This is a genomic window from Arthrobacter sp. NyZ413 (assembly GCF_049390645.1).
Classification (GTDB): Bacteria; Actinomycetota; Actinomycetes; order Actinomycetales; family Micrococcaceae; genus Arthrobacter.
Map to the genome: position 1 here is coordinate 1,340,349 of NZ_CP155434.1, position 19,370 is coordinate 1,359,718.

The 19,370-nt window shown below is 65.1% G+C and carries 13 protein-coding genes; 8 read left to right on the forward strand and 5 right to left on the reverse strand.

The window, feature by feature from the left end:
* Positions 1–94: 94 nt before the first annotated feature.
* Entirely contained in the window at positions 95–1,249 is a 1,155-nt protein-coding gene (locus tag ABCW42_RS06350; protein ID WP_423184048.1) for a chitinase, read from the reverse strand.
* A 390-nt stretch (positions 1,250–1,639) separates the two neighbouring features.
* Between ABCW42_RS06350 and ABCW42_RS06355 the strand changes: the two genes are divergently transcribed.
* Positions 1,640–3,046 carry a polysaccharide deacetylase family protein gene (locus tag ABCW42_RS06355; RefSeq protein ID WP_423184049.1) on the forward strand — a complete coding sequence of 469 codons (1,407 nt, stop codon included), beginning with the start codon at positions 1,640–1,642 and terminating at the stop codon, positions 3,044–3,046.
* A 20-nt stretch (positions 3,047–3,066) separates the two neighbouring features.
* Positions 3,067–4,467 carry a glycosyltransferase family 2 protein gene (locus ABCW42_RS06360; RefSeq protein WP_423184050.1) on the forward strand — a complete coding sequence of 467 codons (1,401 nt, stop codon included), beginning with the start codon at positions 3,067–3,069 and terminating at the stop codon, positions 4,465–4,467.
* A 79-nt stretch (positions 4,468–4,546) separates the two neighbouring features.
* On the opposite strand, the gene ABCW42_RS06365 is transcribed toward ABCW42_RS06360, so the two are convergent.
* Positions 4,547–5,620 (reverse strand): hypothetical protein, encoded by a 1,074-nt coding sequence (locus tag ABCW42_RS06365; RefSeq protein WP_423184051.1) that lies wholly within the window; start codon positions 5,618–5,620, stop codon positions 4,547–4,549.
* Positions 5,621–6,097: 477 nt separating this feature from the next.
* Here ABCW42_RS06365 and ABCW42_RS06370 point away from each other — a divergent pair, with 477 nt between their 5' ends.
* From ABCW42_RS06370 to ABCW42_RS06385, 4 genes are all read left to right on the forward strand, one after another.
* Complete coding sequence (locus ABCW42_RS06370) at positions 6,098–8,752, forward strand: helix-turn-helix transcriptional regulator (protein ID WP_423184052.1); 2,655 nt, start codon at positions 6,098–6,100, stop codon at positions 8,750–8,752.
* 144 nt (positions 8,753–8,896) lie between these two features.
* Complete coding sequence (locus ABCW42_RS06375; RefSeq protein ID WP_423184053.1) at positions 8,897–10,231, forward strand: aminotransferase class V-fold PLP-dependent enzyme; 1,335 nt, start codon at positions 8,897–8,899, stop codon at positions 10,229–10,231.
* Positions 10,228–10,707 carry a Fe-S cluster assembly sulfur transfer protein SufU gene (sufU, locus tag ABCW42_RS06380; protein WP_423184054.1) on the forward strand — a complete coding sequence of 160 codons (480 nt, stop codon included), beginning with the start codon at positions 10,228–10,230 and terminating at the stop codon, positions 10,705–10,707. Before ABCW42_RS06375 ends, sufU begins: the two co-directional genes overlap by 4 nt.
* Positions 10,708–10,752: 45 nt before the next feature.
* A complete protein-coding gene (locus tag ABCW42_RS06385; protein WP_165962268.1) occupies positions 10,753–10,890 on the forward strand; it encodes a hypothetical protein in 138 nt (45 codons plus the stop codon).
* Between the two features lie 336 nt (positions 10,891–11,226).
* Here ABCW42_RS06385 and nhaA read toward each other — a convergent pair whose 3' ends face one another.
* The 3 genes from nhaA to ABCW42_RS06400 all read right to left on the reverse strand — a co-directional run bounded on the left by nhaA (position 11,227) and on the right by ABCW42_RS06400 (position 14,859).
* Positions 11,227–12,552 (reverse strand): Na+/H+ antiporter NhaA, encoded by a 1,326-nt coding sequence (gene nhaA, locus ABCW42_RS06390; protein WP_423184055.1) that lies wholly within the window; start codon positions 12,550–12,552, stop codon positions 11,227–11,229.
* Between the two features lie 178 nt (positions 12,553–12,730).
* On the reverse strand, positions 12,731–13,228 hold the full coding sequence (locus ABCW42_RS06395; protein ID WP_423184056.1) for a DUF2505 domain-containing protein: 498 nt from the start codon (positions 13,226–13,228) through the stop codon (positions 12,731–12,733).
* 68 nt (positions 13,229–13,296) lie between these two features.
* Complete coding sequence (locus tag ABCW42_RS06400; protein WP_423184057.1) at positions 13,297–14,859, reverse strand: SDR family oxidoreductase; 1,563 nt, start codon at positions 14,857–14,859, stop codon at positions 13,297–13,299.
* 41 nt (positions 14,860–14,900) lie between these two features.
* Between ABCW42_RS06400 and mfd the strand changes: the two genes are divergently transcribed.
* Together mfd and ABCW42_RS06410 are read left to right on the forward strand one after the other, a co-directional pair.
* Positions 14,901–18,539 (forward strand): transcription-repair coupling factor, encoded by a 3,639-nt coding sequence (mfd, locus tag ABCW42_RS06405; protein ID WP_423184058.1) that lies wholly within the window; start codon positions 14,901–14,903, stop codon positions 18,537–18,539.
* A gap of 4 nt (positions 18,540–18,543) precedes the next feature.
* Positions 18,544–19,350, forward strand: coding sequence for a metal-dependent hydrolase (locus ABCW42_RS06410; RefSeq protein ID WP_423184059.1), 807 nt, complete (start codon positions 18,544–18,546; stop codon positions 19,348–19,350).
* Positions 19,351–19,370: the final 20 nt, after the last annotated feature.

Sequence of the window (19,370 nt, forward strand, 5' to 3'; positions counted from 1 at the left end):
TCCGGCGCGGCAACGGCCGCCACCTTGCCCGGCCCGCCCAGGCCAAGGACCAGGACCGGACGGAACGTCCCGGCTTGGCCTAGGAGGCCCTGGCTCAAGGCAGCTTGCCTTGGAAACCCGCGCCCAGGATATCCGAGAAGCGCTGGCCTCCTTGGTCGATGCCACTGCAAATGTGGCTTGCGGAATCGTCGGACGTGTCCGCCGGGCACGAGGTGTCCCGGTTAAGGGACCACATGGAAACCCGGGTGATGCCCTTGCTGTGCGCGAAGGCGTTCAACCCCCGTGCGGCGTCGATGTCGAACACTTCACCGGGGAGGTCGTTCCGGCCGATCATGGGGGTCAGCCCCATCTTCTTCCAGACTTGGTCGCTCTCGAGGGGCATCCCCGCCCGCTGGTAAATGATGCTGAGCTGCTCATGTGTGGACTGGGCGGCGGACAGGGAAGCGTCGAGCATGCTCTGGGAGGGGCTCCTGCTCGAACCGTAGTTCATGGTCATGATGTTGACGCCTGACAGTTGCACGCCGGCGGCGAGCATCTCGTCCACGCCGGATGTTCCGGCGTCGGTCAATCCTTGCGGTGTTACCGGAAGCGTCAGCCAGACGGCCAAGGGTTTCCCCGCGTTGGCCCGTTCCTTTTGAAGAGCCGCGATGACCGTGGCCCGGCGCTGCCACGCGGCGGGGTCACTGAGGTTCGCGCCTTCGATGTCGAAGTCGATGGTCGCCGGGTTGTAGCGATCCAGGACGGCCTTGTAGGCCTTCTCCAAGTCAGCCGTGTCCTGGCAGGAATCTGCGAGTTCGCTGTTGACCGAGCCGCCGAAGGACACGCCGATCGAGCCCCAATTGGACCGGAGGCGCGCGACGCGTTCATCGAGGTCCAGCGAGGTCTTCGCGGCATCAAGGCTATAGGTGCTTCCCCAGCTCGGGGCGCAGGGCTGTCCCGTCTGTGCAACGACGAAGGCGAGCATGACGTTCTTGGTGCTCGCGTCCACAGGGGTGTCGAGCGGGTACTGGGGGACCACCGTGACATCGACGTAGCCGCCGAACCACGGCGCCGGTACCGCCGTCGCGCCGTTCACACTTCGCCATACAAGGAAGCCGCCAATCGCCAGTGCCACCAAAACTGCGGCGATTCCGGACCGTGCCATGGCCGTCAACCCGCGCCGGCCCTCCCTGGGACGCGGAGACGGGCGGACACGGGCCCCGTTTTCCTCAGCGGCAACGGACGTGCCAATTTCCTCGTTCTTGGACACGCTCTCCGCCATCCTCGGATAACCCCTTACTACCCTGACTCACCATTTGATCACGGCCGGGCCCGGAACGAGTAGGCCAGCCGCCCGCGGGTCACGTTTGAGTAAAAAGACGGGTAGGCACCACTCGTGTCCGCGGTTTGGCGAATTCATAACCTAGTGGTGTCAGTTGGTTGAGGGCAGCGGGGGGAGAGCAGGTCTCACAATGGAATTGAACGCTCTGGTCCGGGCGGTAGCAGGCCAATCGCCGATTGACGAGGCTGCCGTACGGCAGCTTGCCCTCACAAAGAGGGCCCTTGAGCGGGGGCCGGTGGTGAATAAGCCTTTGAGACCGAGGCTTCCCCCAGTCGCCACCGGCCCCTTCAAGGACGCGCGCGGCAGCGGAGACCCACGATGAGCTCCCGAGGGGGCTACGTGGATGGTCCCGTGCGCGCACCCCGGAAACGCGCGGGCCTGTGGGCCGTTTCGTGGGTGGCAGCGCTGGTCCTCTTCACCGGAGGTACTTCGCTCTTGAACGGAAACGGGACACCGGTCGGCGAGGCCCAGGCCACTCCGACGGCAAAACCCGCCCCCTTGTCCTCGGTCAGCCTCACCTTCGATTCCGGCCGGGCAAGCCAAATGGTGGCAGCCGGCATCCTCAAGGCCAATGGTCTTCGGGGCACCTTCTTCATCAACTCGGGCTTCATTGGCTCCGCGGACTATATGACCGTGGACAACCTCCACACGCTCGCCGCGGACCAAAACGAAATCGGTGGCCACACGGTCACGCTGGCGGATGTGACCGCGGTGGAAACCGACGAGGCGTCCAGGCAGATCTGCGACGACCGGGCGACCCTCACGGACTGGGGATTCAAGGTCACCTCCTTCTCGTACCCCTTCGCCGCGTCGAGCCCGCAGACCGAAAACCTTGTGGCGGCTTGCGGCTACAACAGCGCCCGGGGACTCAACGAAATACACACGCCCCTTGATTGCCCCAGTTGCGCCGCAGCGGAGACGGTCCGTCCGACGGACCCGTTCCGGACGCGCGCGACGTCGGAGGTCGGCTCGAGCTGGACGCTCGCGGACCTTGAGGCAACAGTCGAACAAGCCGAACAAGCCGGCGGCTGGTTGCAGTTGACTTTCTACGACATCGACACGAGCGGTAGTCCGCGGTCCATCAGCCCGGCGTTGTTCGAACAGTTCGCAACGTGGCTCGCGGCCAGGTCGGAACAAGGGACCATGGGGGTCCGGACCGTCCATGACGTGATCGGCGGCGTCGCGAAGCCCGCAGTCAACGGACCGGTTGCCGCGCCCGCCGCACCCGGGCAGAACGCGCTGCGCAATCCAGGCTTGGAAACGCCAGGAAAGTACGGCTTGCCGCAGTGCTGGCAGGTTTCGTCCTACGGCACGAACACGGCAATCCTCAGCACCTTGAATCCCGGCCACAGCGGCGAAGTCGCCCGACGCCTGGATGTCTCGGACTATTCATCCGGGGACGCCAAGCTGCTCCCCGTGCTCGATCTGGGTGCATGCGCCCCGAGCGTTCTGGAAAACCACAGCTACTCACTCCGGGCGTGGTACCAGTCCACCGCCAAGACGCAATTCGAGGTCTACTACCGCACCAAACAGGGCACCTGGGTCTACTGGACGGCAAGTTCCTGGTTCCCGGCCAACACCGGCTACCAACAAGCCGTATGGGAAACCCCGCCCGTTCCGGCAGGCGCCGAGGCCATCAGCTTCGGTCTGAACCTTTTCAGCGACGGCCAGCTCGCAACCGACGACTACGCAATGTACGACGCAGCGGGAGCTCCGGCACCGTGATACTTCTTTCAATAATCCTGGTGCTGGGAGTCAGCACAATCTTCTGGTCCTGCGCCGGGCTTGTCCGCCTGGCCGCGGAGAACTCGTGGCGGGCCGAGGAAATCCGTGCCCGGTTCCGCGAATGGATCGCCCCCTTGACAGGCCGCCCGGCCGTGAGCAAGCGACACAGGCCGGCCCGGCACCGCTCCAAGGGAGTCCGGCTCTACCCTGTGAATGTCGCTGTCCTGATAGCGGCCCACAACGAAGAACTTGTCATCAACGAGACAATCCTTTCGGCCTCGGCACTGGTGCCGCGACGCAACATCCACGTTGTCTCGGACATGTCCACCGACAACACCGCCGCGATCGCGAGGGGAGCCGGGGTGAAAGTCCTCGAACTCGAACCCAACCGGGGAAAGGCGGGGGCGCTCGCGGCGGGAATCGCACACTTCGGCCTGTGCAAACGCTTCAAAGTGGTCATGCTGTTGGACGCCGATACGAGGCCGACCCCGGACTACCTGGAGACCGGACTGCAGTTGTTCTCCGATCCCACGGTGGTAGCCGTCGCGGGACGAGCGAAGTCGATCATGACTCCCCGGTCTCCGACAAGAATCGGCCGCTTCCTGGTGGCGTACCGGGAACGCCTGTACATCGTGGTGCAGTTGATGCTCAAGTACGGCCAAGCGGCACGCGGAGCCAACGTCGTCTCGATCGTCCCCGGATTCGCCAGCATGTACAGGACCAACGCGCTCGCAGAGATCGAGGTCCTCGCTCCGGGGCTCGTGATCGAAGACTTCAACATGACGTTCGAAATCCATGCGAAGAAGCTGGGCCGGATTGCGTTCCATCCGGCTGCCGCCGTGGCCTATACCCAGGATCCGGACACCTTGAAGGACTACGTCAAGCAAGTGCGGCGGTGGATCCTTGGCTTCTGGCAAACCGTGCGGCGGCACCGCATGCATTTCGGCAAGTTCTGGTTTGTCTTGACCCTCTACATCATCGAGCTTGTGGCCAGTTGCATCTTCTTCGTGCTCTTGGTGCCGGCCTTCCTTTTGTCGACGATCGCCGCAGCCGAAGTCTGGATCTTCGGCAACCGTTGGCAAGTCTTCTATGTATTGTCCGGAGTGCTCCGCCCACAGGATGTGCTGATCGGAGTCTTCCTGCCGGACTTGCTGTTGACTGTGGTCGCTGCGATCTCGATGCGCAATCCGCGGTTCTTGCTCATGGCGCCGCTGTTTCCGTTCATGCGGATCCTGGATGCCATGATCTGCCTGCAGGTGTTGCCGAGGGCATTTTCGGCGAGTTCCTCCGGCGTTTGGGTCAGCCCCGTGCGCCGGATCCAACAGCGGGCTGGTGAAGCGGGCCCGGCCAAAGGCAGTCAAGCCAAAGTGCCAAGCGCCCAACCATCGGCCGCCCGCTCATCCGCGGCGCGGATCGGCTAGCACGGCGGTTCAACAGACGCCCTTGAGAAGCAAAACGTCCATGCCCCGGCCGGGAAGGCCGGGGCATGGACGTTCAATGCTAGTTCGTGACTCCGGCAGTGGTGACAACAGTCAGCCACGGGCCGGCCGGCACGCTGGCACGGTCCACGAACCGCCACGAGACGTGGTCGGTGTCGCCGTCCAGGGATGCGAATCCGAGGCAGCCGTTCAGCGCCGGGGAAACGTCCATGCCCGCGCCCTGGCTGGGATCTCCCGAGAACTGCTTGTTGACGGGACGGGCGTTATTCGCGCCGAATACATACGCGGAATCGTGGTACAGCGAACCGCTCGACGGTCCGGCGTCTTCGACCTGTCCGTAGCAAACGTTGCCGTTGGGTCCGGTGATCTGGACCCAGGCGTTCTTCATGTAGCTGTAGTTCGAGTCGGCACAATGGTTGACGCCGGTGGCGGCGTTGTCCGCCGCGGCCCACGGAATGACATTGCAGCGCTCTGCGAAGGCAACGCTGTCGTTGACGTCGTCATAGGGCAGGTCGAGGTAGAACGGGTTCTGCAGGGGCTTGGGCTGGTGGAGCGGGAAGTATCCGTTGCTCGCTACGCGCTGTTCGGTTGCGCATTTGAAGTTCGAGCCGGTGCCGGAACTGACGCCGTCGCAACCGCCGTAGGGACTGCCCGGGCAACCACTCGCGTTGGTCGGTGTGGTTCCGAGGTTGATGCCCGTGTGCTGCATGGCCCACTGGCCGTTGTAGGTGGAGCACACTTGCGAACCGTCCGAGAGGCTCGCGTTGAAGATTTCGCCCACCCAGAAGGTGGTGCTCACGATGTTGGTGTGCAGCGGGTAGTTCCCGGTGACCGGCAAGGGTGCGGCGGTCGGCGTCGCGGCGGCGGTTACGGCGGGAGCCGGGGCCGGCGCTGCTGCCACGGGAGTGCTGGCCGGCGTCGTGGGCGCGGCCTGGGGCTGCGTCGGCGACTGGGTTGGTTTGGGAGTGACCTTCGGGGTGGAGGAAGCTGACGGTGAAGGGCTCGAACGCCAGCTCGTAGAAGTGACGCCATCTCGCGCGGACGACTTGTGGGACGACTGGACGGCGGAAATCGTGGCGATTCCGCCGAAGGCCAGAAGGCACACGGCTATGAGTGCTGTGAACAGGTGTTTCATATTTTGGATGACATATCTGTTGGGGACATAGGCAGCGAGACCGTGGCTGTGGATCCGACGAAGGGCAGGCAAAAATGCCGCATCGTCGAACACGGCCGATGGGTGTGTCAGGACAGAGTTGTTGCGGGAATCGGCTGCGCTTCAACTCCCCAGTAGTAGCCAGCCGGAACGTACTCTTGCGTGACCAGCTTACACAGTCAGATCACAGGACGGTAACAGCGGATACAAATCCGCGTTCGTGAAGAGACACATGAAGAGGCAAGCGCAGAGGCAAGTGACCACCCTGCACGGGCCCGGGAGCGGGCCTTGCGGAAGCCCCGTGGAATGCCGTGAGTCGAGGGCAAAAAACCGCGAAAAACCAAGTAGTTACCACTCAATCCAGGCAAAGAACCCGCAGGTAACGTTTGGAAAAGACACCGGTCCGTGCCGCGGCCAACAGGCATATCTGTCCGGGCGGCCCAACGATGAGACAGGACCATGGACGATATCGAAGGGACCCATACCTCGCCCCCGATCATTCGGGCAGCCGAGCTCCAGGAGATTGTTGTTGCCCTCTCAGGGCCCGAGCCGGCCGGCGTGATTCTCTCCGGGCCGGGCGGTTCCGGAATGACCACACTGCTGGACGCCGCCGCGACCGTCTTGCGTGGATCGTTCAGTGTCATGTCGCACTACGTCTCCGAGTCGTTCGCGGACATCCCGTTCGGCATAGCAATGGCCCTCGTTCCGGATCTTCCGGCCCGTGCCAAGGTGTGGCCGAGATCGATCGTGAGCGAGTGCCGGAAGGCTGTGCGCGCCGCGGCGGCTCCGGGCTCGCCCGTCCTTTTGGTGTTGGACAATATCGACTTCCTCGACGACATGTCCTTGTGGCTTTTGAGCCAGTTGCTGGTTGAACCGGACATCCGCATGATCGCGACCCACCGCTCGGACCGGCCCTTGAGGATGGAGCTCATGGAGTCCGTCGTCTCGAGGCAACTCTCGGTGGTGGCACTCGAGGACCTGACCCAGGAGCAGGTACGCGAATTCATCGACGACCGCCTGGCCGGGCGTGCGGCGGGGAGCGTCGTCCGGGACATCCACGCTCTCACGGGCGGCAACCTGCAGACCGCGAAATTGATCCTGGACGAAGCCGCCGCGCGCGGCGAAATCGTGGAACAGGCGGACACCTGGACCCTGTCGCGACCCATCCGCGTCGACGGTTCCCAGGCGTTGGAGCTGACCAGGCACCGCCTCGAAGCGTATTCAGTGCCGCAGCGCCAGGTGGTGGACATCCTGGCCGTCGCGGAACCGATCCCGTTGGCCGTGCTCGAGGAGCTGGTCCAAGGACGTGCCCTCGAAGCCCTCCGGAACGATGGGACCATCCGGGTCCAGCTGGACCACCAGCACATGGTTTCGCTGGGCCACGCCGCCGAGGGGCGGCTGGCGCGGCAGCAGCTGGAGCCTTCCCGCCGGCTCGAGCTTCGCCGAAGCATTTACACGATGTTGGCATCCGTTCCTGACAGCTCGCTGTGGACGCTGTTCCGCCGTGTGGACCTGGAACTGGAAAGCGGACTGCCGGTCACCGACGCCGACCTCCTCGCCGTCGCGATCGCGGCGAACGACCTCCACGACAACAAGCGGGCGCGCAGGGCGGCCGAAGCTGTTCGAGGTCCGGAGTTTGCCCTGCCCGCGGGCCTGGAATTGGCGCGGGCGCGCTACCACTCGAGGGATTTTCCAGGCGCGGTCAGGATCCTCAAGGGCCTCGTGGCGAACACGGGGGACGTCGCCACGGCGGATTTTGCCGGCGCTGTCTGGTTGCTGCTCCACGCCCTCCGGCCGACCTCTCCCGGACCAAACGTCCTGCAGACAGTCCTGGATGATGCCCGACGGCGGCTGGAAGCTGCCGCCGTCGACCTCCCGCCGGGGGAGTCGGGACCGGCCGACCCGACGGCCGTCCGCGACGAACTGGACGTCCTCCAGCTGTATCTCGATGCGCAAAACGGCAGCTGGCCGCCGCCGTCGGGCGAGCTGTTCCGTCGGCTGTGCCACGCGCAACTCGTCGACGCCGGGCTTGGACCGGAACGTCAGTTGCCACCGCCAAGCCAGGCGGGAGTGCTCCTCATGGCGCTAGTCTCCCAAGGGTTGGCTGTGGGCGGGCGGTTCGCGGACGCCGTCGGGCTCTCCACAGTGGCGCTCGAATCGTTGGACCGCTTGCCGCGGTGCCCGGTCGACTTCCACTCCACGGTGCTGACGATCCACGGATCCAACCTGATTTGGCGCGGTCAATGGGGCGGCTCCGAAATGTTCTGCGAGGGGAGCTCCAGCTACAGCAACCGGTTGAGCTACTTTGGCGGATCGGCACACCTGTACCGTGCGCTGGTCCTCGCCAGGCAGGGCAGCCTGGAACTGGCGTGCGAACAATTCCGCCAAGCGAAGTCCCGGCTGGACGAAGCCGACCCGGACGGACTCTTGCCGCCAACGCTCGGCGGTCTGGCCGCCGCCTCCTGGCTGCTGGGCGACGTCAATCAGGTGCGCCGCGCTTTGGCGGCCTACGATGCGCGCAGGAGCGGTGGCAATTATTTGGCCTCGCAGCTCGCCGAGAGCTACGCATCGGCCGCCCGCTCGGTGTTGATCGGGGCGGAACATTCGCATCGGAAACTCCTCCAGCTGGCCGGATCGGCGGCCAAGAAGGGACACCGTGCCTTGGAGATGTTGAACCTTGGACTGGCAGCCCGCACCGGCAGCCGCGGTGCCCGCCAGCAGGGACTGGGCGTGGCGGAGCTGGCGTGGAGCGCCGAATCCGGCATCCCGTCCGGCGAAGGATTGCCGCAGGATTTCGGGCAAGGGCCCTGGAATGAAGCCGAGCCGGACAAGGGGTTCGACCTCGAGGAGTCGCCGGCACCCGAGGAAACGCACCTCGAAGGCCAGGAGCAGGGATCGGGTGCTTCGCCCGCCGTCGTCAAGCTTTCCCAACGCGAACGCGAAGTGACCGCCTTGGTGGCTTCCGGGCTAAGCAGCGCGGAGGTGGCCGCCCGGCTGGGCATCGCCGTGAACACAGTTAACGCCCACCTGCAACGGGTCTACGGAAAGCTCGGAGTCTCGCGAAGGCAGAAACTCTCCGAGCTGTGGGATGAGCTGGCGAAGCCTGAAGAGTAGGCGTGGCGGCTGCGTCCGCCGCCTGGAGGAAGGCGCCTACCCGGATTGGTGGGACAATTACTAGGTAACGCCGCCACACCCGGCGGCTGCCCGTGAGGATTGCAACCGGTCCTCGAGAACGCCTTCCTCCAAGGAGCATCAGTTTTGACAACGGTTTCCACCCCTGTTTGGGGAGAATCCCGGATTTCCGCGCTCGACGATGATGAAGTCCGGCGCATCCGCAATGACTTCCCCGTCCTCGACCAGGAAATCAACGGCAAACCGCTGGTCTACCTGGACTCCGGAGCGACCTCCCAAAATCCGCGGAGCGTCCTGGAAGCCGAGCAGGAGTTCTACGAGCAGCGGAACGCGGCCGTCCACCGTGGAGCCCACCACCTCGCGGTGGAAGCGACGGATGCATTTGAGGACGCCCGCGCCACGGTGGCGCGCTTTGTGGGCGTGCAGGACGATGAGCTGATCTGGACCGCCAACGCCACGGCCGGGCTGAACCTGCTGGCCTACTCGTTCTCGAATGCCAGCGTCGGCAATATAGGCGGTGGGAGCGAGCGGTTCGCCCTGAAGGCGGGCGACGAGGTGCTCGTCACGGAAATGGAACACCACGCCAACCTGATCCCGTGGCAGGAGCTCTGCCGGCGGACGGGCGCGACGCTCCGGTTCATTCCCATCGACGACGCCGGTGCGTTGCGGCTTGAGGAGGCCGCGAAGCTGGTCTCGGGCCGCACCAGGATCCTGGCCTTCACCCACACCTCGAACGTGCTCGGCAACATCAATCCGGTGGACGTCCTGGTCCGGATGGCGCGTGAAGTAGGGGCCTTGGTGGTCCTGGACGCCTGCCAGTCGGTTCCGCACCTTCCCGTGGACTTCAAGGCGTTGGACGTGGATTTCGCCGTCTTCTCCGGCCACAAGATGCTTGGTCCGACCGGGATCGGCGCGGTCTTCGGGCGCAGCGAATTGCTGAACGCCATGCCGCCCTTCCTGACCGGAGGATCCATGATCACCACCGTGACCATGGAAGAAGCCCGGTACCTTCCGGCCCCGCAACGGTTCGAGGCCGGCACCCAGGCCATTTCCCAAGCCGTCGCACTCGCTTCCGCCGCGAACTACCTGGGCGAAACCGGCATGGACCGGGTGGCCCTCCGCGAAGCGGAGCTCGGGCAGCGGCTCGTCACTGGCCTCACTGCGATCGACGGCGTCCGCGTGCTTGGACCCGCGGCGGGCGAGGAACGCACGGGCCTGGCCGCGTTTGACGTCGCCGGGGTCCACGCGCACGACGTCGGCCAGTACCTTGACGAATTGGGCATCGCCGTCCGGGTGGGGCACCACTGCGCCCAACCTCTGCACCGCAGGCTCGGCCTGACGGCGTCAACGAGGGCGAGCACCTACCTCTACACCACCACGGACGAAGTGGACCGTTTGGTGGACGCCGTTGCGCAGGTCCGCCCGTACTTCGGCGTGGCAAACACGGAAGGCAAGGCATGAGCCTCGACTCGCTCTATCAACAGCTCATCCTCGAGCACTCGAAGGCGCGGACCGGCGGGGACCTGGCGGGCCTTCCGGCGCTCGCCGCGGGAACGGCCGGCACAGGGGAGAGCCACCAACTCAATCCCGTCTGCGGAGACGAAATCACTGTCCGGCTCAGCGTCGGGGCGAATGCGGACGGGCGGGACGTGGCGGAAATCCACTGGAACGGCGATGGATGCGCCATTTCGATGGCGTCAGCGTCCATCCTGAGCGAAATCGCCCCGGGGATGTCCACCGGGTCCTTCCATCACATCATCGACCACTTCCGTGAATTGATGCGTTCCAGGGGCAAGCTTGAGGCCGATGAGGACCTCCTGCAGGATGCCGCGGCCTTGGCGGGAGTCGCGAAGTACCCGGCGCGAGTGAAATGCGCCATGCTCGCATGGGTAGCCGCGGAAGATGCACTCCGTCAAGCCGAATCCGGAGTCGAGTAGCGTCCACTCTATTGGGAGGCCGTGGCACTGCCTTAGCCTCGGATCATGATCATCTTGGAGAGCAGGCGCGAGTGGCGCCGGAGCCAGCACCGGGTCCGGCGTGCCGAGTTTGTGGTCGTGGGCATGCTCGTGGCCCTCGTCTTCGTGACGGTCCTTGCCGCGGTCACGGGTTTTGTGCGTTGATGCGTTTTCAGCGCCGTTCTCATTGGAAATTCAACATGGCATAGAAAAGCTCGGACCCGTTTTACCGGCCCGAGCTTTTTTGAACTGTTATACCGTTGGCTTGTTCACCGCATCATTTGGGTACTGCTGCGATGAGAACCGAAATCGACATGAGCCCGAGAACTGCCCAGACAAAGAACAAGGACCAGTTCTTTGGCTGCGCCTTCCTGTGGCTCCCGTGCCACACCCGTTCCATACTATTCGCGTCCATAGCAGCAAGGTATTCCTGCCGAAACCGCGCAAACAGCGTGCCCGCCACTCCACTTCGGGCGTGCACCACTCGATTTAGTAATTGCACTACTCGCCCTCGGAAGTCGTTATTTCCGCCCGAAAAACACCACCTATCCCACCGCCGTCGTCATCGCCATTTTCACCATGCGCCACGCGCCGGTAGTGCCTGTTACGGCTCTTGAGGACGACGGCGGCGAGGAGCGCCGCGATGAGGGAACCCGTGAGGATGGCGACTTTCGCGTGGTCGTCTTGCGGCGAGCCGGTACCGAAGCCGAGTTCGGCGATCAACAACGAAACCGTGAAACCGACGCCGGCCAACAGGGACAGGCCGGCGACGTCCACCCAGGCGAGTCCGTCGTCCAAGCGGGCACGGGTTGTCTTGGCAACAAGGAATGTGGTGCCGAAAACTCCGACGGCCTTGCCCGCTACGAGCGCCAAGACTATGCCGATCGCCACCGGGTCGGCGAGGGCCGCGCCCAGCCCGGGTACGCCGCCAAGGGAAACCCCGGCGGAGAAGAACGCGAAAACCGGCACGGCAAAGCCCGCCGAAAACGGCCGGATCCGGTGTTCAAAGCTCTGCGCGAGGTTCACCGGCACGGCGAATCCAAGCAATACTCCTGCCACGGTGGCGTGGATGCCGGAGGCATGGACGAAAGCCCAGGTGGCGGCGGCGAGCGGGAGCAGCAGGTACCAACTGCGGACCTGCTTCCGGACCAGCAGGGTGAACAGCCCCAATGGCACCACGGCGGCCAACAGCATGACAGGCTCGAGGCCGTGCGAGTAGAAGAAGGCGATGATGCCGATGGCGATCAGGTCGTCAACCACCGCGAGGGTCAGGAGGAAAACCCGCAACGCCGCCGGCAGGTGGGTGTTGATGACCGCCAGGACTGCCAGGGCGAACGCGATGTCCGTTGCTGTCGGAATCGCCCAGCCCTGGAGCGTTTGCGCGCCTGTGCCGGGAATGCCGGTGCCGGGAATGCCTGCGCCGAGATTGACGAAGACATAGATGAGTGCGGGAAGCGCGACGCCTCCCGCGGCTGCCGCGACGGGCACGATCGCCTTTGCGGGATTCCGTAATTCGCCGGCCACGAATTCCCGCTTCAATTCAAGGCCGGCGAGGAAAAAGAAGACTGCGAGGAGGCCGTCTGCGGCCCAATTGCCCAAGCTCAATTCGAGGTGCCAAGGCGCGTACCCGAGCTTTAGTTCGCGGAGCGCGAAATAGGCGCCGGCAAAAGGGGAATTCGCCCAGGCGAGTGCGAGGACGGTTGCGGCAAGCAAGAGGGAACCGCCGACCGTTTCGGTGCGCAGGATTGCGAGGACTGGGTTTGCGCGGACTGGGTTTGCCCGGACTGGGTTTGCGGCAGGGGACGTGGTGCGCGGGCGGCGTGCCAATCGGTTCTCCTTGAGGGGTCGGCGATATCGTTGCCGACCAGACTTCCCGGCGCACCCTGTTCTATTTTATCTGTCCTATTTTATCCAACGGAAGCTTTATCCAACGGAAGCGCAGTGGGTGCCGCCGCGAATTGTCAGGCGTCACCCACTGCGCTTCAGATAGCGCCAGCTACGTGGACTAGTGGCTTTCGAGCCAGGACTCGGCCTGCTGCGCCTGGATCTTGAGCGCCTTGCCCACCATCGGCTCAGCGGCATCGGCAATCTTGCCGCCGAGGAACGGCACGGACGAAGAAACAGTGCCTTCGAGCTCTACGCGGGTGTTGCCGCCTTCGGCCACGAGCCGCTGCACTGCGGTGACGTCCAGCGGAGCGCCGGAGACCTTCAGCGCGATGTGGCTGGTGCGGGAGCCGTCGGCCGTGGGAGCGTCCCACTTTTCCGTCTGGGTCACGGTGAGGCTTTCGCCCACGACCTTCCGTGCGATTTCGGGGAGCCGGGTGGTGGGAAGCGTACGCACGGTGGTGGTGGTGAAAGCGCCGGCAACATCGCCATCGATCGTGAAGGACTCCAAGGTGCCGCCGACGAATTCGCTCGTGTGGCGAAGGAAATCCTCGTCGATGAACGTCGCGGTGACGCGGTCTACGGCATGGGGCAGGGTGGTGGATGCGGTCAGGGCCATGGGGGTCCTCCGTGTATATCTCGCTGGGGAGTACGTTCGTTTGGGAGCGGTTGGGCTCCCGAATCATCCTACGGGGAAGCGGCATCGCCTGCTTGCAGGTCTGCGGCCGCACGGGCGATATTCCGCGACATCGCGGGGAAAATCAGGCTGTGGAACGGCAACACGGCCAGCCAGTACAGGCGGCCACTAAGCCCCTTGGGAAAGAAGATGGCGCGTTGCCGGTAGAGGGTCCCGCCGCCGTCGGGCTCTACGGACAGTTCCAGCCACGCACGGCCGGGAGCGCGCATTTCCGCCCGAAGCCTCAGCAGCTTTCCACGCTCGATCTTTTCGACTCGCCACCAGTCCACTGCCTCGCCGACGGCCAGGCGATGGGGATGGCGCCGGCCCCGGAGCAGTCCAGCGCCGCCGCTCAGCTTGTCCAGCCAACCGCGGACACGCCACGCGAGGGGCAGCGAGTACCAGCCGTTCTTCCCGCCGATGCCTTCGATGACCCGCCACACCTGCTCCGGCGGGATGCCGCTGTGGTACTTCCTTTCGTCGAGGTAGACCCGGTAGCCGGCCCACTCCGGGTCGCTCGGAAGGGGATCGGCATCGGCGCCGGCGTTCGCCCACGTGGTCTCCACCTGACCGTCCCGTTCCTTGCCCAGCGCCAAGGCGACGGCGCGTCGATAACCCGTGAGCCCGCCGTCGGGCCGGGGGATGAGGAGGTCGACGTCGTGCTCCCGGGAGACCGCGTCGTGCTGGAGCGACTCGACGAGGGGCAGCGACATGGACCACGGGATCGGCGTTACCAACGCGACCCACAATCCTGCGAGCCGGGGCGCCGGAACAGGAAGCGCGAGCACGAGCCTCCTCGGCAACCCCGCTTCAAGGGCATATTCCTTCATCATGGCCTTGTAGCTGAGGACCTCGCGGGAACCGATATCGAAAGCCCGGTTGACCGATTGGGTGAGGGCCGCGGCGCCCAGCAAGTAATGCAGGACATCTCGCACCGCGATCGGCTCGATCTTGTTCCCCACCCAGCTCGGGGCAGGCATCACGGGCAGGGTTTCGGCCAGGTGCCGGATCATCTCGAACGATGCAGAACCGGAACCGATCACCACGCCGGCCTGGAACACGATCGAGTCGACTCCGGATTCGAGGAAGACCTTGCCGACGCTTTCGCGGGAGCGCATATGCGTGGACAGGCGTATGCCCGGCGGGTGCAAGCCGCCAAGGTAGACGATCCGGGAAGTACCGGCCTTGCGCGCCGCCCCGGCCACGAGCCCTGCCATCCGGCGTTCCTCGGCCTCGAAGCCGCTGCCCGAGGCCATGGAATGGACCAGGTAGTACAACACGTCCACCCCTGCTAGGGCGCGCTCAAGGCCCGCGGCATCCGCCAGGTTGTCCTTGACAACCTCCACGTCGTCCCGCCAGGGAACGCTGGCGATCTTCTGCGGCGAGCGGACGAGGACCTTGACCCTGTAGCCGGCTTCCAGGAGCCGGGGAACCAATCGCCCGCCGATGTAGCCGGTGGCGCCGGTCACCAGGACGGTCCGCCGGGGTTGGTGTGCGTCGTTCACTGCGGACTCCTTCGGGCCGGGGGCGGGGTAGTCTGGAATGACCCGGGATCCATCAGGAATTCCGGGCATTTGTGTTGCCTGCCCCAGAACCCACCCTAGGAGTTCCAGCGATGAGCCTCAACGGTCTGCGCCGCGCACTGGCCGAGGACGCGAGTTTTGCGCGTATCAGCAAGGAAGCCGCGCGAAGCTTCGACGGACGCAGCAACGACTACCAGATCAGCGCGCCGGCGGGCCTGAGGGCGGCGCTCCTGGCCGAGATGGCCGACGGCCTCGCCGCGCAGGACTCCAGTGCCGCCGTCGTGCTGGCCGTGACGGCCACCGGTCGCGAGGCGGAGGACCTGGCCGAGGCACTTGGGGCGTACCTCCCCGCGGATTCCATCGCTGTTTTCCCCAGTTGGGAGACCTTGCCCCACGAGCGGCTCTCGCCCCGATCGGACACCGTGGGCCGCCGCCTATCGGTGCTTCGCAGGCTGGCGCACCCGGAGAGTTCGACGGCGGGATCCCTGCGGGTGGTCGTCGCGCCCGTTCGCGCCGTGGTCCAGCCGGTCGTGGCCGGGCTGGGCGAGCTGGTCCCCGTGACACTTCGGGTGGGGCAGGAAATTCCTTTCACCGAGCTTGTGCGCAAGCTTGCCGACGCCGCCTACTCGCGCGTGGATATGGTGACCCACCGTGGCGAATTCGCGGTGCGGGGCGGGATTTTGGACGTCTTCCCGCCCACCGAAGACCACCCCATCCGGGTTGAGTTCTTCGGGGACGAAGTGGACCAGATGCGCTGGTTCGCGGTGGCCGACCAGCGCTCGCTGTCCGGACCCGCGCTGCACCACCCCACCGAATTGCACGCCCCGCCTTGCCGGGAAATCCTCATCACGCCGTCGGTGATGTCCCGCGCCGCGAAGCTCAAGGCCGAAATGCCCGCCGCGGCGGACATGCTTGAGAAGATCGCCGGTGGAATCGCGGTAGAGGGCATGGAATCGCTCGCGCCCGTGCTGGTGGACGCCATGGTGCCGTTCGTTGAGCAGTTGCCCGAAGGCTCACTTTCCGTGGTGATCGAACCCGAGAAGGTCCGCACGCGCGCCCATGACCTCGCCGCGACGAACGAAGAGTTCCTGGAGGCTGCTTGGTCCACGGCGTCCGACGGCGGTGCCGCTCCTTTGGACCTGGCCTCCCATGCGGCGGCCACGCTTCATGAAGCAAGCTTCAGGTCGCTGACCGAGACGCGCAGTTCGGCCCTTGCCCACCAGGTTTCCTGGTGGTCCATCACGTCGCTCGCGACGGACGAAGAACTTGTCCTCGACATCGACGTCCTGAACCTGCACGCCCGCGAACCGCGCGGCTACCAAGGTGACGTCGCCGAAATGCTCGAGTTCATCGGCTCCCATGTTCGCGAGCAATGGCGGATCGTGGTGGCCACCGACGGCCCCGGTCCTGCCCAACGCCTGGCCGAACTGTTCCACGACGCCGACATCCCGTGTTCCCGTGTCGACTCCCTGGCCGAGGAACCCCAAGCGGGCATCATCGAGGTGACCACTGCCGCCGTCGGACGCGGTTTTGTCCTGGACGGACTCAAACTGGCGCTCCTGACGGAAGCGGACCTCCTGGGCCGGTCCTCCGCGGCCTCCACGAAGGACATGCGGCGCATGCCCTCCAAGCGGCGCAACGCCGTCGACCCCCTCCAATTGCACGCGGGCGACTTCGTGGTCCACGAACAGCACGGAATCGGGAAGTTCGTGGAACTGATCCAGCGCAAGGTGGCGGGTTCCGCGCCCGTCGATGCCGGTCTCCGCGAGTACCTCGTGCTTGAGTACGCGGCCTCCAAGCGCGGCGCGCCCGGCGACCGTCTCTTCGTGCCGACCGACCAACTGGACCAAGTGACCCGCTACGTCGGGGGAGACACGCCGACCTTGAGCAAGATGGGCGGCGCGGACTGGGCCAGCACCAAGTCCAAGGCACGCAAGGCCGTCAAGGAGATCGCCGGGGAACTGATCCGGCTGTATTCCGCGCGCATGGCCTCCCGGGGGCACGCCTTCGCCCCGGACACGCCGTGGCAACGTGAACTTGAGGAAGCTTTCCCGTACGTGGAGACCCCGGACCAGTTGACCACCATCAACGAGGTCAAGGCGGACATGGAACGGGAGATCCCCATGGACCGCCTTGTCTCGGGCGACGTCGGGTACGGCAAGACCGAGATCGCAGTACGTGCTGCGTTCAAGGCGGTTCAGGACGGGAAGCAGGTGGCCGTGCTCGTTCCCACCACCCTGCTCGCGCAGCAGCACTACGAAACTTTCACCGAGCGCTTTTCCGGCTTCCCCCTTCGTGTCCGGCCGCTGTCCCGTTTCCAGAGTTCCAAGGAAGCCAAGGAGACGTCCGACGGTGTCAAGAACGGCTCGGTGGATGTTGTCATCGGTACGCACCGCCTGTTGTCCAAGGACTTTGAGTTCAAGGACCTCGGACTGGTGATCGTCGACGAGGAGCAGCGCTTCGGCGTCGAGCACAAGGAAGCGCTCAAGAAGATGCGTACCAACGTGGACGTCCTCGCCATGAGCGCCACACCGATCCCGCGCACTTTGGAGATGTCCCTGACCGGCATCCGCGAAACGTCCACCTTGGCGACACCGCCGGAAGAGCGGCACCCCGTGCTGACTTACGTGGGGCCGTTCACCAACAAGCAGACGTCGGCCGCGATCCGGCGCGAACTCATGCGCGAAGGCCAGGTGTTCTTCGTCCATAACCGGGTGTCTTCGATTGAGCGCATCGCGGCCCAGATCCGCGAACTCGTTCCGGAAGCCCGGGTGGAAGTAGCCCACGGGCAAATGTCCGAGAGCCGGCTTGAGAAGATCATCGTGGACTTCTGGGAAAAGCGTTTTGACGTCCTGGTCTGCACCACGATCATCGAAACCGGACTGGATATCTCCAACGCCAATACCCTGATTGTCGATGGCGCGGACAAGTACGGCTTGTCCCAGCTGCACCAGTTGCGCGGTCGCGTGGGCCGTGGCCGTGAACGCGCCTACGCCTATTTCCTGTACCCCTCGGAGAAGCCGCTGGGCGAGGTCGCCCTGGAACGGCTGAAGGCGGTGGCGGCCCACAATGAGCTCGGTGCCGGCATGCAGTTGGCCATGAAGGACCTTGAGATCCGTGGCGCGGGCAACCTGTTGGGCGGGGAACAGTCCGGCCACATCCAAGGGGTCGGCTTCGACTTGTACATCCGGCTTGTCGGCGAGGCCGTGGCCGAGTACCGCGGCGACGCCGAGGAGAAGGCTGCCGAGATGAAGATCGAGCTGCCGGTCAACGCCCATTTGCCGCACGACTACGTGCCCGGTGAGCGACTGCGCCTCGAGGCGTATCGAAAGCTGGCTGCGGCCATGACCAACGAGGCGATCGACGAAGTGCTGGCCGAACTCGTGGACCGCTACGGCGAGCCGCCGCTCCCGGCGAAGAACCTGATCGACGTCGCCCGCTTCCGGGTCGGCGCGCGCGAAGCCGGCCTGTCCGACGTCGCGCTCCAAGGCAACTTCATCCGCTTCTCGCCCGCCCAGCTGCCCGAATCCAAGGTGATGCGCCTCAACCGCATGTACCCGGGTTCGCAGGTCAAGCCGGCCCTCGACGCGGTGCTGATTCCCAAGCCGAAGACCGCCCGGATCGGGGGACGCGACCTCCAGGACGCCGAAATCCTTGAGTGGGCCAAGAACGTGATCGACGCTGTCTTCGCCGCCGCTCCAGCCGCACCCGCGCCGCAGACGGCAGGCTAAGCCGATGATGGGAGGACATCACGCCGCGTCCGGGGCCGCGGCGTGGATAGCTATCGCGTCCACCGGCCCGTACACGCTCGGCTGGTACCCGCTCGACGCCACAGGGGTCCTGATTGGGGCGATGACGACGGCGGGAACCGCCTTGGTGTGCGACTGGGACCACCGTTCGAGCACCATCGCGCATTCGCTGCCGCCGCTGTCGAACGTGATCGCCGTCGGCATCGAGAAAGCCAGCGGGGGTCACCGCCAAGGAACCCACTCCCTCTTGGGCGCTTCGGCTTTCGTGGTGCTCGCCGCGATGGCCGCGCAGTTCCAGCTGGACACCCCGGTTGGGCGTTTGTCCGTCGGAGCGGGCCTGCTTTGTATGTTCATGATCAACCTGGCCGCCAAGGCGCTCAAGCTGTTCCCGAACTCGGGGTGGATCGTGAATTGGGTCTTCGCCCTCGCAATGGCGGGATTGGTGACCTGGTTCGCCCCGCACCAGTGGTCCTGGCTTCCGTTGTCCATGCTGACCGGCGTCGTCATCCACATCGTGGGGGACATGATCACCACCGGGGGCGTGCCCCTGCTGTGGCCCATCGTCATCAAGCCGCCGAAGTTCTGGCGCAAGCTGCCCCTCGTGAGCGGGATTTGGAGGGCCAATGGGGCCTTCAGCATCCCCTTGCTCGGCAAAGCGGGTTCCAAGCGGGAATGGCTGGTCCTGATTCCCGTAGGCGGTTATGCCATGGTCGGCCTCGGCGTAGCCGCCTGGTCCCTTGTCCGTCACCAGTGGCCGGTGGTCCAGGCTTTCCTGCTGACCTTGGGTGGTTAGCAGGAAAGCCTGGATCCTAG